The following is a 13,507-nucleotide window of genomic DNA, read 5'->3' as shown; positions in this document are numbered from 1 at the left end:
TTTGTCCAGTTTTTCACCGGCCCACGCTGGCCAAACTAAATTCAAAAAATAGCAAAGAGAAAGGAGTCTCCATGCATCATATTGGGGAAGATAAACAGTTTTGCGGCTCACAAACACGTTTATGGGTGGATACTGATATCACCATTGGTCACAAGAGTGGTTTAAAGCCATGTGATGTCGATGACGGGTATGCACTGGGCTTGTTACTTCGAAGCCAAGAAGTGGATATTGTTGGAGTAAGCTCTACATTGGGTAACTGCGACGATATTGAAGTGACGACTGAAATCGCACAGTCTTTTATCCAAAAGTTTGGTCCGACATATCTGAGTGTTTCAAAGGGAAGTGCAAGCTTCTTTGACTCTGCTGTGGGGGTTCCAAAAGCCGTTACCGATCTTGCTGATCAACTAAAACAAGAGCCTCTGACTATTTTGGCAATTGGTGCGTTAACCAATATTGCACTGCTGATTAAACATTACCCTGATGTGCTTCACAACATCGAAAAGATCGTTTGTGTTGCAGGCCGCCGCAGTACCGACCAGCATTTTGTCGCGAGCAAACATCAAACGCGTCCATTTCGCGATCTCAACTTTGAGGTCGACGAAGCGGCTTTCGAAGTACTTTTAAGTAGCGATGTACCTTTAACATTGGTTCCTTTTGAGGTGTGTGCGGATGTCTGGGTGAACTTTTCTGAACTAAGAGCCATGAGCCACGCCAGCAGTTTAAGCCACTTTCTGGAACAACACTCAATGATTTGGTGGACAGAGTGGAAACTGCTCTTTGGTGCAAAAGAAGGGTTCATCCCTTTCGATATGGTTGCTGCAGCTTATGTGGTGAATCCAGAATGGTTTGTATCTCATTCTTGGGAGGCCAAGCTGGAGATCGCGGCAAGTGATACGGACAAACACAAAGAGAAAGCCTATCTGGTTTGCAATGAATCGATAGAGCAGGGACGAGAGGTCGACTATGTAGTTGAAGTATCGCCAGATGCTGAACCGGAAATGCTCAAGCGTTTAGCGGAGCGCGACATTGGTGCATTTGTACTTGGGTTATCTCATATCAATGTCATTGTCGATGATGTTGATGCTGCGGCTGATTACTACCAGCGAGTACTCGGCTTTGAACGCGCACTTGATGCTCAGCGGCAAAAAATGGATTACCGCGGTGTGAGTATGGCCGAGTTCAACCAAGATGCAGGTTTAGCTGGACAAGATGTTGTCGTTGACGTGCTGTTTGTGAAGCATCCTTATGCGTCGGTCTATCTTGAATTGATGAAATATCACACACCAATCGGGACAAAAGACATCCCCCCTCAACCAAAAACTTATGACTTAGGCGGCCCTCGTCATGTCGCGCTAGAAGTTTCAAACTGTGGTGAAGTCTTCCGTTACTTAAAACAACAAGAAGGGGTAACCATGATCAATACGTCGGATGAATATCATCCTGAAAAGCTCGACGGATTCCCGATTTCCTTCTTCTACTGGATAGACAAATACGGCATTCAATGGGAAATGGAAGAAGGGCGGAGGGTAGGTACGTCTCGAGGCATTGTCTAATTGACTGAATTTAAATAATTTTTTGAACAGAGAAGGCAAGCACTTTGGTGCTTGCTTTTTGTTTGTTATTAAGAAATATGACAAAAAGGGTGATCTTATTTTATTCGGGTTACATTAATTTTGTTGAAGTTACGAAAGCAAAGGTTTAAATACGGGTTAAAAAGTGCTCCTACCCCTTTAGGGTAGTTTAATTCCGTAATTGATTTACATCATGTATTAATTTTCTTTCACAATTAACAATGCAGACAGTTAAGAACCTAACCCTTAGGAAGTACAATGAGCAAGTTGAAGCTAGTAGTCGTCGGTAACGGTATGGTAGGCCACCGTTACATCGAAGACTTAGTCGAGAAAACCGATGTCTCTAATATGGATATCACGGTTTTTTGTGAAGAACCTCGAGTCGCATACGACCGTGTGCACCTTTCCTCTTACTTTTCTCACCATACTGCAGATGAACTTTCTTTAGTAAAAGAAGGCTTCTACGAGAAACACGGCATCAATATGTTGATCGGCGAGCGCGCGATTAACATCAACCGTGAAAACCGTATTGTTTATTCAAGCACAGGTCGTGAAATTAAATATGACAAGCTGATTCTTGCTACTGGCTCATTCCCATTTGTACCGCCTATCAAAGGTCATGAAAGCAAAGACTGTTTTGTTTACCGCACTATCGAAGATCTAAAAGCGATCGAAGCGTGTGCGAAGAAAAGCAAATCTGGTGTGGTTATCGGTGGTGGTCTTCTAGGCCTTGAAGCTGCAGGCGCGTTAAAAGCTCTGGGTGTGGAAACTCACGTGGTTGAGTTCGCACCAAAACTGATGGCTGAGCAGCTTGACCTTGCTGGTGGTAATCAGCTTCGTCAAAAAATCGAGCGTATGGGCGTGAACGTTCACACCAGCAAAAACACGCTTGAGATTGCAGCAGAAGGGGAAAGCGCACGCAACGTTATGCGTTTCGCTGACGGCACTGAACTAGAAACAGACTTCATTGTATTTTCGGCAGGTATCCGACCTCAAGACAAACTGGCTCGTCAGATGGACCTAGACGTTGCGCCACGTGGTGGTATTGCCATTAACGACTACTGCCAAACGTCTGATGAAAACATCTACGCTATCGGTGAGTGCGCATCTTGGAACGAAATGTTCTACGGTCTTGTGGCTCCTGGCTACAAGATGGCGACGGTTGCAGTGGATCACCTACTTGGAAACACGGAAAGCAAGTTCGAAGGCGCTGACATGTCTGCGAAGCTAAAACTGCTTGGTGTGAAAGTTGGTTCTATCGGTGATGCGAACGGTCGCACTGAAGGCTGTAAGAGTTACGTTTACCAAAACGAAGAACAAGAAGTTTACAAACGTCTTATCGTATCGGAAGACAACAAGAAACTGCTAGGTGCAGTAATGGTTGGCGATACGTCTGACTATGGTGATCTTCTACAGCTTATGCTGAACGAAATCGACCTACCAGAACACCCAGATGCGTTGATCCTACCAGCACACGCAGGGGCTGAAAAACCTTCTTTGGGTGCAGACGCATTGCCGGAGAGCGCGGTTATTTGTTCATGCTTTGACGTGACAAAAGGCAAGATCGCACAAGCAGTTGCTGATGGTCACCACACATTGGGCGACATCAAAGCAGTAACAGGCGCAGGTACAGGCTGTGGTGGTTGTATTCCTCTAGTGACCTCTGTTCTAAATGCTGAGCTTGCTAAATCTGGTATCGAAGTGAAGAACGACGTGTGTGAGCACTTTGCATACTCACGCCAAGAGTTGTTCCACCTAATCCGCATTGAAGAGATCAAAACGTTTGATGAGCTTCTAGAGAAATACGGTAAAGGTTATGGCTGTGAAGTTTGTAAACCACTGGCTGGTTCAATCTTGGCCTCTTGTTGGGGTGAGCACATTCTTAAGCCACAACTGGTTAAGCTGCACGACACGAACGATAACTTCCTAGGTAACATCCAAAAAGACGGTACTTACTCAGTAATCCCACGTATGGCGGGTGGTGAAGTAACGCCTCAAGCTTTGGGCGTGCTTGCCGCTGTTGCAGAAGAATACAACCTATACACCAAAGTAACTGGTGCTCAACGTATTGGTCTGTTTGGTGCTCAAAAAGACGATCTTCCAGAGATCTGGCGCAAGCTTATCGACGCTGGTTTCGAAACAGGTCAAGCGTACGCAAAAGCACTTCGTATGGCGAAGACATGTGTTGGCTCTACTTGGTGTCGTTACGGCGTTCAAGATTCTGTTGGCCTAGGTTCTTACATCGAGAATCGTTACAAAGGCATTCGTACACCTCATAAGATGAAGTTCGGTGTTTCTGGCTGTACTCGTGAGTGTGCGGAAGCGCAAGGTAAAGACCTTGGTATCATCGCGACTGACGCAGGCTGGAACATGTACGTATGTGGTAACGGCGGTATGAAACCTCGTCATGCAGACCTACTAGCGAGCGACTTAGACAAAGAGACTCTGATCAAGTACATCGACCGCTTCATGATGTTCTACATCCGTACTGCTGCGCCACTACAACGTACATCAGTTTGGATGGAAAACATGGAAGGTGGCGTTGACTACCTACGCGAAGTGATTGTTAACGACAAACTTGGCATTAATGCTCAGCTAGAAACTGATGTTGCGAAACTAGTCGATGAGTACGAGTGTGAGTGGACTGCAACCATCAATGATGAATCACAGCTGACTCGTTTTGCACACTTCGTTAACTCAGATAAACGCGATGACAATGTTGTTTTTGTACAAGAACGCGAACAGCACCGCCCAGCAACCTTCACGGAGAAGCACCCTGAAGCGAAAGGCGACATCCTACACGTAGCGATTACAGAAGCATAAGGGAAGGTTGATTATGTCATTTGAAAAGATTTGCCAAATTAGCGACATCGTACCGGGCACAGGTGTTTGTGCACTGGTTGATGGTCAACAAGTAGCGGTATTTCGTCCAACTGAAGCGGAAGAAGTGCTAGCGATTAGCAACACAGACCCTTTTTTCCAATCAAACGTGCTCTCTCGCGGTTTGATCTGTGAGCACCAAGGCGAGCTTTGGGTGGCAAGCCCACTTAAGAAACAACGCTTTAACCTGAAAACAGGTGCGTGCATGGAAGACGAACACTTTAACGTGAAAGCGTACAAAACGCGTGTAACAAAAGGCAAAGTCGAAATCTCAGCATAAGAGCTTGGTTAAATTCCCTTCTCTTCGGGGGAGGGAATGAACCGAAATCTAGATTTAATAGGTAAAGGTTTTTCGATGTTCACCTGCGGGGGACAAGGAAGCAAGGTGTTACTGAGTTAACGGGAAGCCTTTCTCTATTCAATCTTTAATTTTTAACTTTCAACTTTTGAATAAGGACACATTCATGTCTACAGACTTTAAACCTGCTGAATTCGTACAAACCATGATTAACGTGGGTGAAGCGAAAACAAACACCAGCACTCGCGATTTGCTACTTCGCGGCACAATGGCAGGTATTATCCTGTCACTTGCGGTCGTTGTTGCGATTACGACTATCGTTCAAACTGGCGTTGGTATTGTAGGTGCACTTGTCTTCCCTGTTGGTTTCGTGATTCTAAGTGTGATGGGTTACGACCTCGTTACTGGCGTATTCGGTCTTGCTCCTTTAGCTAAGTTTGCAAACCGCCCAGGCATCACTTGGGGCCGCATCTTCCGTTGTTGGGGGCTTGTCGGTTTGGGTAACCTTATCGGTTCTCTAATCGTTGCTTACCTAGTTGCTATCTCTCTAACAGGTAACTTCTCTCTAGAACTGAACGCAGTAGCGAAGAAATTTGTCGCTGTTTCTACCGCGCGTAGCCTTGGTTTTGAAAACATGGGGATGGACGGATGGATCACGTGTTTCGTACGCGGCATCTTCTGTAACCTAATGGTGTGTCTAGGCGTTATCGGCAACATGACAGCACGTTCAGTGTCTGGTCGCGTAGCAATGATGTGGTTCCCAATCTTCATCTTCTTCGCACTAGTATTTGAGCACACAGTAGTAAACATGTTCCTATTCCCACTAGGTATGATCCTAGGTGCTGATTTTGGTATCGCGACTTGGTTGAACTTCAACCTTATCCCAACCATCCTAGGTAATATTGTTGGTGGTCTAGTGATGACTTGTATTCCACTGTACCTAACTCACGCAAAAACTGCGCCTTCTATCAATGCTGAAGAAGAAGTAAAAGCACAGCCAGCAATGGCTAAATAACCATTCACCGGTAACACACTTAATATGGTCCCGCTTCTGGATGGGCGGGACCATTCACCAACCTGGATTTCAATTTTTAACTTTCGCTTTCGCGACATATTTATTGGTTTAGCTATAAAAAGTAATAACTCCTTAGAGTGGTTTTAACCCTAAGTGCATAACGCGAGTGTTACTCTTTATATCTAAATTTTTCGATAGGCGTTGATATGACTACTGTTAACTCATCTTTAAACAGCGGCTTTGTTTCTCTTGTTGGTGCCGGTCCTGGTGACCCAGATCTGCTTACCGTAAAAGGCTTAAAAGCCATTCAAGCGGCTGAAGTTGTGGTTTACGACCGATTGGTGTCGAAAGACATTCTGGAATTGGCTCACGCATCAGCAGAGATGATCTATGTTGGCAAGAAGTTGGACTTTCACTGCGTACCTCAAGATCAAATCAACCAAATCTTGGTGCAGAAAGCGCAAGAAGGTAAACGCGTTGTGCGTCTAAAGGGCGGTGATTCATTTATCTTTGGCCGTGGTGGTGAAGAGCTAGAAGAGCTGGCAGAATTTGGCATCAAATACGAAGTGGTGCCGGGTATTACGGCGGCGGCGGGTGCAACGGCTTATGCCGGAATTCCATTAACGCACCGTGACCATGCACAAAGCGTACAGTTCATCACAGGTCATGTACAAAAAGATGGGCGCGAAATTGAATGGCGTTCTCTAGCACAATCCAATAACACACTTGTGTTCTACATGGGTTTGAAGCAAAGCGGCCACATTATGGATAAGCTGATCACTCACGGGCTAGATCCTGAGATGTCATGCGCCATTATTGAAAACGGTACGCGACCAGAGCAGCGCGTGTTCCAAGGAAAGTTGAACGAGCTATCGAGCATGGCAGAGCAAGCCGTGAGCCCGGCATTGATTGTGGTTGGTAGCGTTACTCAGCTGCACAACAAATTGGATTGGTTCGGCAAGTAGCCGAAGACTTAATCTTAAGCGTTAGATCGCGCAAGGACTGCGTTTCTGCTGCATCTCCCTTTTACGCATTGGCATTTCATCGATCAGATTGTTGATGAATTGCCAATCGGTTTTCGCTCCCCAGCGGTGTTTCTCTTCACCATCTTTACCTAATAGAATCGCCGTGTGTTGGCCTTGTTTCACTTCGTAAAGTTTGGCTAGCATCTTAAGGTCAAACTCTTCTTTCAACCAAGACGGCTCTGTATACCCATCTTCTGCAATGACGAGCGTTATCACGTCTCTGTCTTCAAGTTCACACTCATTCATTAAAGCCTCTAGCAAAAACTGTTTCACATGATTGTCGTTTTCTGGCGCAAAATATAAGACGCTGCGGTGTGGCCAATATTGAGAGTGGGCAGGGTAACCAAACGCGGCACTTGATATGAGGCATGAAAGCAACAGGGCTATAGTAGGCTTGTTCATGGTTTCCCTCCTTGAAACGCGAAACTCCGATTATCAGGTTATACGATAAGTTTAGTGGAATTAGTTCATTGTGCTTTGGCGCAAGTTCGCTTAGGGTATGGCACAAACAAATAAGGCATAGAACTTGATGAATTCGGAAAGCAAACAAAAGATCGCCATCTTGGTTGATGTGCAGAATGTGTATTACACCTGCCGCGAAGCGTACCGCAGCAATTTTGATTACAACCAGTTTTGGTATGTTGCGACACAAGGGAAAGAAGTGGCGAGTGCAAAAGCTTATGCGATTGCGAGTAATGACCCGAAGCAGCGTCAATTTCATCATATCCTGCGTGGTGTAGGCTTCGAAGTCATGCTTAAACCGTTTATTCAGCGACGTGACGGTAGTGCAAAAGGCGATTGGGATGTGGGTATTACACTTGATGCCATCGAAGTAGCACAAGACGTAGATGAAGTCGTATTGGTCTCTGGTGATGGTGACTTTTGCTTGCTGGTTGAGCGAATTCAGCAGCGCTTCAATAAGAGAGTCACAGTGTATGGCGTACCTAGGCTTACGTCTCAAACCTTGATCGATTGTGCCGATAACTTCGTCGCTATCGATGAAGACTTTCTTCTCTAATCTCGCCTAGCTGTATAGCTTCGAGAATCAAAGAAAGGGCGAGTCACTTCAGGCTGTACGCAAACGTACAATGACTCGCCCCTTATTCTGATTCAGATGATTTACGAAGGAATGATCATTTGTCCTAGTAAGTAACCCAAACAACACGCACCAATCACGCCGATTAAACCCACAGACATGAATGAGTGGTTGAAGTACCACTTACCAATCTTAGTTGTACCTGAGGTATCGAAGTTCACAGTTGCGATATCCGAAGGGTAGTTTGGAATAAAGAAGTAGCCGTAAACCGCTGGCATCAAGCCGATAAGCAATGCTGGCTCCAAGCCTAGACCTAAACCGACTGGCAACATCATACGCGCTGTCGCTGCTTGAGAGTTCACCACAACCGATACGATGAATAGTGCAAGAGCGAAGGTCCAAGGGTAGCTAGTTACCATCTCTACGATGCCGGATTTAAATTGAGGCATTGCGTATTGGAAGTAGGTGTCTGACATCCATGCGATACCGAAGATCGCAATCGCCGCCACCATACCGGATTTGAAGACCACGCCGTTTGGAACATCACGTGGATCGGTTTTTGTCGCAAGCAGAATGATACCGCCGAAGCAGAGCATCATCATTTGGATAACCACCGCCATACTGATTGGTTTGCCGCCGTCGACAATAGTTCGAACTTCCGGCCACATAGCAATCACTACAATCACGAGAATCGATAGAATGAATAGCAATACTGAATTACGTGCGCTTACGGGCAATATTTCATCGAGCGAAGTTGCGGTTGTATTCAGGATCTTGTCTCTCCAAACCGGATCTTTTAGACGTTCTTGGTATTCTTCATCGTCTTCAAGTTCTTTACCGCGTTTTAAGCTGTAAAGGGACATCAGCAAAGTACCGAACAATGTGGCAGGCACAGTAACGAGTAAAATAGAAAGTAGGGTGATCTCGTGTTGGATATCAGACAATTGTGCAAGGTAGTAAACCACTGCTGCTGAAATTGGTGATGCAGTAATGGCGATTTGAGAAGCAACCGATGCTGCTGCCATAGGGCGCTCAGGACGAATGCCGTTTTTAAGCGCAACGTCGCCAATGATTGGCATGATAGAGTAAACCGCGTGACCAGTACCAAGTAGGAAAGTCATAAAGTAAGTCACGAACGGCGCAATAAGCGTGACGCGTTTAGGGTTCTTACGTAATACGCGCTCTGCCACCTGCAACATGTATTTTAAGCCACCTGCGGCTTCAAGAATGGAGGCACAAGTGACCACCGCGAGGATGATCAGCATTACGGTCACTGGCGGAGAGGTTGGAGGCATTTTGAAGATGAAAACCTCAATGACCAAACCAATACCAGAAACGACACCAAGACCAATGCCGCCATACCGTGAGCCGATATACAGCATCACGAGCAAAAATAGAAACTCAAGATACAACATGTTTAATTTCCTTATTAGAAACAGGGACTTCTATTGTTTCGGTATTCAAGGAAAAAATACTTAGCTTTGTTCACATTCTGTTTTATAGGAAACAGCAATGTCCAATAATTGGGAATAACTCACGCTGAGCCGTGTCAGTGTTAATGATGCATTGAAAGGGTGTTGTTGGAATGTTTGAATCGTCCGTGTCTAAGGTTAAACCTGTCCATTTTGGTGCACTGATTGGAGTTATTTCTGTTTGAATTTTGCTCTATATGCTTGTTGGCTTGAGTTTGGACTCAATAAAAGCAGCGAGTTTTTTCTGTTGATCGTTATTTGATTATTAGTGCAAAGGAATAAATCATACTGATAACCATTTGCATTCGCCTTGATGCTTGAGTATAACTGCTTGCAAATGATAGCGTCAGTAAGTACAGCCATGTCTGAACAATTTTTCCAACAACTATTTCATTACTCTAAAGAGGTCACGCCTTATTTACATGGCAGTATTGGTGTAATTGAACCGGGTGCTATCCATCTCGATAATGACATCAATCCAATTGTTCAAGAACTCTATCAAACGCTCTCAAAGGTGCATCCAGAGGCCGGTAAAGCCTATTGGCTTACTCGAACATGGGACTTACTGTGTTGGCAACCGATGTTTGTGGTATTCATTTCTATTTATGGCTTTCACACGCTACCTAACCTAAGAGGCATGGGACAGTACGTTCACTCTGGTTTTGTCACGGGTTACCGTTTCCCTGATGAACAACATGTTCACGGGGAAATTGAGGACTTAATAAAAGAAGCGGGTGGGCAAATACGTGAGGTTTACGACTTTTACCAAATTCAAATGAGCGAATGGACAAGAATTCGCCCCGGGTTTACTCAACAATTGATGTCTGATGGCGTTATGTCTTGCTTACTACGACTACAACAAAACTTTCCGCAATTTACTAATGAGATGATTCAAGCCCAAGCCAATTTGTGGTTAGAGGCGCTTGGATTGAATACGACCAACGTCTCGTCTTTGTATAATGTAGGCGAAGAGCAGCCACTAAAATTAGTACGCAAGAGCTGTTGTCTGGTTTACAAATGTGAAGGAAGACAACTCTGCGAAGACTGCCCAAGAACGGATAAAAATAAACAGTTAATCAGATCGAGAAATATGCAGGGCTAACATATTGATAACATATGTAACAATGCTCGATATGTGAGTGCGAATGAGTATTATTGTCATCTCTTTAAGTTTATAAAAAGATAAAGACAATGATAAAAAGGAAGTTTTCTCTTAATCTCATCGTGCTCGCGATGAGCAGTGGCTATGCAGCACAGGCCCTCGCTGACCAATCTATTCTTCAACAGAAAAATGCCGACGAGCAAATGGTGGTCGTAGGTAGCGTTGTTCCTAAATCCATTTCGGATATACCCGGCTCCGTTTGGTTTGTCGATCAAGAACAAATTTCTCAACAATATCGAGCGGGTAAAACGCTGGGTGATATTCTCTCTGCGACAATTCCGTCATTGGACGTTGGTACCGGCGGAAGAACCAACTACGGTCAAAACTTACGCGGCCGAGCCATGCTTGTGATGATAGATGGGGTATCGCTGCAATCTTCTCGCCCCATCAGCCGTCAACTTGAAGCCATAGACCCATTTAATATTGAACGAATTGAAGTGCTTTCAGGAGCCACATCGATTTATGGTGCTGGCGCGACAGGTGGTGTGATTAATATCGTAACTAAGAAAGCGGCTTCTGAAGATCTTGCATTTGAGTCTTTTGTTAGTGGTACATCGGGTTTTAACAGCAGTGAAGACTTCGATTACAAAGTCGCACAGTCTATTTCTGATGGCACCGAAAAAGTCACAGCACGTGGCGCCGTCGTGTACAGTGAAACGCAAGGTTTTTACGATGGGAACGGTCACATTGTCACACCAGATATCTCTCAAGGATCACTTCAGTATAATTCAACGCTCGATGTCATGGGGTCAACAGAAATTCAAACGTCTGAAACCAGCCAACTTAATCTTGTTGCCCAGTATTACGATAGCCAGCAAGATTCGCCGTATGGTTTGTACATTGTCGGGCGCGACTTTGTGGATGTACGTAAAGGGTTTGATTCAGATCGTGAACACGGCACAGAGCGTTTGCTCTTAAGCGCCAGCTACAGCCATGACGCGGTATTTGGTCATCAATTAATTGGTGAGGTTTCTTACCGTAGTGAAGACCAGACGTTTACTCCCTATTTCCAAAGTGCATCTCAACAAGAAACCGAAGTCTTTTCTGGTCGCTTAGCGTTAGCGAAGGCTTGGCAGTCATTCAATTTAGTTTATGGGGTAGATGCCTACCTAGACCGATTTGACAGCAACCAAGCACTGTTTAATCCCACCATTGCAAATGACTCTGGCAACCTAGTAAATAAAACATACGCTCAAGTCGGTCGTTACCCTGGTGTCGATGTGTCTTCTTATGCGTTGTTTGTTCAAGGTGATTACCAAATTAACCACGATTGGTCTGTGCAAGCTGGTTATCGCTACCAATATATAGATAACCAGATTGATGATTTTGTCGCATACAGCGTGCAAAAGAAAATTGCGGCGGGCGTAGGAGCATCTGCTGATTCCGTACCGGGTGGCAGTACTGATTATTCGGTAAGTCTGTTTAACCTAGGCACGATTTATCAGATCAATAATGAATCGCAAGTTTGGGCGAACTTCTCGCAAGGTTTCCAATTAGCAGACCCCGCGAAGTATTATGGTCAAGGGACATATGAAGCGGTCGATGCAAATGGTCATTATGTATTGCAAGACAGTATTAACGTCTCTGATTCAAAAATGTCTGGTATTAAAACGGACAGTTATGAGATTGGTTACAGACTGGATAAAGATGCGCTCTCATTACAAGCCGCGGGTTACTATTCATTATCCGACAACTCAATCAAATACGACCGTAACACACTTTTGATTACGAATGTCGATGATGAACAACGCGTCTACGGTGCTGAAGCGAACATCAACTACTGGGTGACTAGCGATGTTCTCGTCGGTGCATCTGGTCACTATGTGGTGTCTGAGCTAAAAACTGACGGCAAATGGGAAGATTTAAATGCAGGCAAAGCAAGTTCATCAAAGGCGAATGCTTGGGCGGCCTGGTATCAAAACGACTACGCGTTACGCCTACAGAGCCAAACCATGTTTGATTATGAAGATGATGCCAATAACAAGTTAGACGGCTACACAACGTTTGATCTATTGGGTAACGTGACGCTACCTATGGGGCAGTTAGGATTCGGAATCCAAAACTTATTTAACGAGGATTACACCACGGTGTGGGGACAACGTGCGCAAATCCTGTATGCGACTCACTATGAGTCTTCTGCTTATGACTACAAGGGAAGAGGTCGTACGTTCACGCTTAACTACAGCCTTGAGTACTAGACGTCAGTATTCGAAATACAAATAAGCACGTTAAATTTGGATAAAAAAGCCGCATTATGCGGCTTTTCTTATTTAAGCTTCATCAGTGGTTTGCGTTTCAACCACATTTTCAGACGTTTGTTCTGCCGTCTGGTTTTGCTCTTCGGCTTCCATCTTCGCACGCTCTGCTTTTGAGATGTAGCGAGGCTTGTTGCTCTTATGAAGCTTTGCATTTTGTTTTTTCAACTTCGCTTTTAAGATCGAGTTGATTTTCTTCTTGCGGTTCATGGTGTTGGTCCTTTAATTTAGCGGGGCAGGATAGTGATTTTTCCACCAAGTTACAAGCCTAATGGATTCCTTATGAAAACACTTATTACAGAACGCCTGACACTTCGCCTTGTTAGTGTAGAAGATGCGTCTTTTATTTTAGAACTCTACAATCAACCTGACTTTTATCGTTTCGTCGGTGACAAGCAGATTCGCACCTTAGAAGAAGCAAAACGCTACATTCAAGACAACATGTTAAGGATGCAAGAACTCAAGGGCGTCAGTTTGCTGGTGGTAGAAACCAATCATGATAGACAACCTATAGGCATTTGTGGTTTGGTCAAACGCGACACATTAACGGCGTTTGATATTGGTTACGGTTATCTACCTAGCGCTTATGGCAAAGGTTACGCAAAAGAAGCGGCGAGTGTCGTGGTTGATTTTGCTCGGGGCGAGATGAAAATAGAAAACTTGGTCGCCATCACCAATAATGACAATAATCGTAGTATAAGTTTGCTAGAAAAATTGGGCTTTCAGTTTGAACGTATTGAGCAGACTTACGATAATGGCCGAACTTTACAACTCTACACCATGACGCTGTAAT

12 protein-coding genes are annotated in these 13,507 nt (G+C 44.8%); 9 read left to right on the top strand and 3 right to left on the bottom strand.

Annotated elements, in window-relative coordinates; all coding sequences use genetic code 11:
* Nucleotides 1-71 precede the first annotated feature (71 nt).
* The 5 genes from ATB76_RS04460 to cobA all read left to right on the top strand — a co-directional run bounded on the left by ATB76_RS04460 (nucleotide 72) and on the right by cobA (nucleotide 6,729).
* Nucleotides 72-1,553 (top strand): nucleoside hydrolase, encoded by a 1,482-nt coding sequence (locus tag ATB76_RS04460; RefSeq protein WP_061034727.1) that lies wholly within the window; start codon nucleotides 72-74, stop codon nucleotides 1,551-1,553.
* Between the two features lie 276 nt (nucleotides 1,554-1,829).
* Complete coding sequence (gene nirB, locus ATB76_RS04455) at nucleotides 1,830-4,394, top strand: nitrite reductase large subunit NirB (protein ID WP_061034726.1); 2,565 nt, start codon at nucleotides 1,830-1,832, stop codon at nucleotides 4,392-4,394.
* A 13-nt stretch (nucleotides 4,395-4,407) separates the two neighbouring features.
* Nucleotides 4,408-4,731 carry a nitrite reductase small subunit NirD gene (gene nirD / locus ATB76_RS04450; protein ID WP_038877303.1) on the top strand — a complete coding sequence of 108 codons (324 nt, stop codon included), beginning with the start codon at nucleotides 4,408-4,410 and terminating at the stop codon, nucleotides 4,729-4,731.
* 184 nt (nucleotides 4,732-4,915) lie between these two features.
* The gene (locus ATB76_RS04445; protein WP_038865796.1) at nucleotides 4,916-5,764 is read left to right on the top strand and encodes a formate/nitrite transporter family protein; all 849 of its coding nucleotides are present in this window, start codon (nucleotides 4,916-4,918) and stop codon (nucleotides 5,762-5,764) included.
* 206 nt (nucleotides 5,765-5,970) lie between these two features.
* Nucleotides 5,971-6,729 carry a uroporphyrinogen-III C-methyltransferase gene (gene cobA, locus ATB76_RS04440; protein WP_061034725.1) on the top strand — a complete coding sequence of 253 codons (759 nt, stop codon included), beginning with the start codon at nucleotides 5,971-5,973 and terminating at the stop codon, nucleotides 6,727-6,729.
* 21 nt (nucleotides 6,730-6,750) lie between these two features.
* On the opposite strand, the gene ATB76_RS04435 is transcribed toward cobA, so the two are convergent.
* Nucleotides 6,751-7,191 (bottom strand): DUF4174 domain-containing protein, encoded by a 441-nt coding sequence (locus tag ATB76_RS04435; protein ID WP_042604246.1) that lies wholly within the window; start codon nucleotides 7,189-7,191, stop codon nucleotides 6,751-6,753.
* A gap of 127 nt (nucleotides 7,192-7,318) precedes the next feature.
* On the opposite strand from ATB76_RS04435, the gene ATB76_RS04430 reads away from it, so the two are divergent.
* On the top strand, nucleotides 7,319-7,807 hold the full coding sequence (locus ATB76_RS04430) for an NYN domain-containing protein (protein WP_038865790.1): 489 nt from the start codon (nucleotides 7,319-7,321) through the stop codon (nucleotides 7,805-7,807).
* 101 nt (nucleotides 7,808-7,908) lie between these two features.
* Here the strand turns inward: ATB76_RS04430 and ATB76_RS04425 are convergent, their stop codons facing one another.
* Entirely contained in the window at nucleotides 7,909-9,240 is a 1,332-nt protein-coding gene (locus tag ATB76_RS04425; protein WP_038877310.1) for an anaerobic C4-dicarboxylate transporter, read from the bottom strand.
* A 418-nt stretch (nucleotides 9,241-9,658) separates the two neighbouring features.
* On the opposite strand from ATB76_RS04425, the gene ATB76_RS04420 reads away from it, so the two are divergent.
* Nucleotides 9,659-10,399 (top strand): siderophore ferric iron reductase, encoded by a 741-nt coding sequence (locus tag ATB76_RS04420; RefSeq protein ID WP_061034762.1) that lies wholly within the window; start codon nucleotides 9,659-9,661, stop codon nucleotides 10,397-10,399.
* Nucleotides 10,400-10,488: 89 nt separating this feature from the next.
* Entirely contained in the window at nucleotides 10,489-12,657 is a 2,169-nt protein-coding gene (locus tag ATB76_RS04415) for a TonB-dependent receptor (RefSeq protein ID WP_061034724.1), read from the top strand.
* Nucleotides 12,658-12,729: 72 nt separating this feature from the next.
* On the opposite strand, the gene ATB76_RS04410 is transcribed toward ATB76_RS04415, so the two are convergent.
* Nucleotides 12,730-12,924 carry a DUF2986 domain-containing protein gene (locus ATB76_RS04410; RefSeq protein ID WP_045420274.1) on the bottom strand — a complete coding sequence of 65 codons (195 nt, stop codon included), beginning with the start codon at nucleotides 12,922-12,924 and terminating at the stop codon, nucleotides 12,730-12,732.
* A gap of 72 nt (nucleotides 12,925-12,996) precedes the next feature.
* Between ATB76_RS04410 and ATB76_RS04405 the strand changes: the two genes are divergently transcribed.
* A complete protein-coding gene (locus tag ATB76_RS04405; protein WP_061034723.1) occupies nucleotides 12,997-13,506 on the top strand; it encodes a GNAT family N-acetyltransferase in 510 nt (169 codons plus the stop codon).
* Nucleotide 13,507 lies beyond the last annotated feature (1 nt).

Source organism: Vibrio sp. MOR3 (assembly GCF_001557775.1).
GTDB lineage: Bacteria > Pseudomonadota > Gammaproteobacteria > Enterobacterales > Vibrionaceae > Vibrio > Vibrio jasicida.
The sequence above is the reverse complement of the archived record's forward strand: the minus strand, read 5'-3'. Positions and strand labels throughout refer to the sequence as shown.

What these genes read in the sequence shown, in the direction of transcription:
- ATB76_RS04460 (WP_061034727.1), top strand. Translation starts at nt 72, where the DNA reads ATGCATCATATTGGGGAAGATAAACAGTTTTGCGGCTCACAAACACGT.
- nirB (WP_061034726.1), top strand. Translation starts at nt 1,830, where the DNA reads ATGAGCAAGTTGAAGCTAGTAGTCGTCGGTAACGGTATGGTAGGCCAC.
- nirD (WP_038877303.1), top strand. Translation starts at nt 4,408, where the DNA reads ATGTCATTTGAAAAGATTTGCCAAATTAGCGACATCGTACCGGGCACA.
- ATB76_RS04445 (WP_038865796.1), top strand. Translation starts at nt 4,916, where the DNA reads ATGTCTACAGACTTTAAACCTGCTGAATTCGTACAAACCATGATTAAC.
- cobA (WP_061034725.1), top strand. Translation starts at nt 5,971, where the DNA reads ATGACTACTGTTAACTCATCTTTAAACAGCGGCTTTGTTTCTCTTGTT.
- ATB76_RS04435 (WP_042604246.1), bottom strand. Translation starts at nt 7,191, where the DNA reads ATGAACAAGCCTACTATAGCCCTGTTGCTTTCATGCCTCATATCAAGT.
- ATB76_RS04430 (WP_038865790.1), top strand. Translation starts at nt 7,319, where the DNA reads ATGAATTCGGAAAGCAAACAAAAGATCGCCATCTTGGTTGATGTGCAG.
- ATB76_RS04425 (WP_038877310.1), bottom strand. Translation starts at nt 9,240, where the DNA reads ATGTTGTATCTTGAGTTTCTATTTTTGCTCGTGATGCTGTATATCGGC.
- ATB76_RS04420 (WP_061034762.1), top strand. Translation starts at nt 9,659, where the DNA reads ATGTCTGAACAATTTTTCCAACAACTATTTCATTACTCTAAAGAGGTC.
- ATB76_RS04415 (WP_061034724.1), top strand. Translation starts at nt 10,489, where the DNA reads ATGATAAAAAGGAAGTTTTCTCTTAATCTCATCGTGCTCGCGATGAGC.
- ATB76_RS04410 (WP_045420274.1), bottom strand. Translation starts at nt 12,924, where the DNA reads ATGAACCGCAAGAAGAAAATCAACTCGATCTTAAAAGCGAAGTTGAAA.
- ATB76_RS04405 (WP_061034723.1), top strand. Translation starts at nt 12,997, where the DNA reads ATGAAAACACTTATTACAGAACGCCTGACACTTCGCCTTGTTAGTGTA.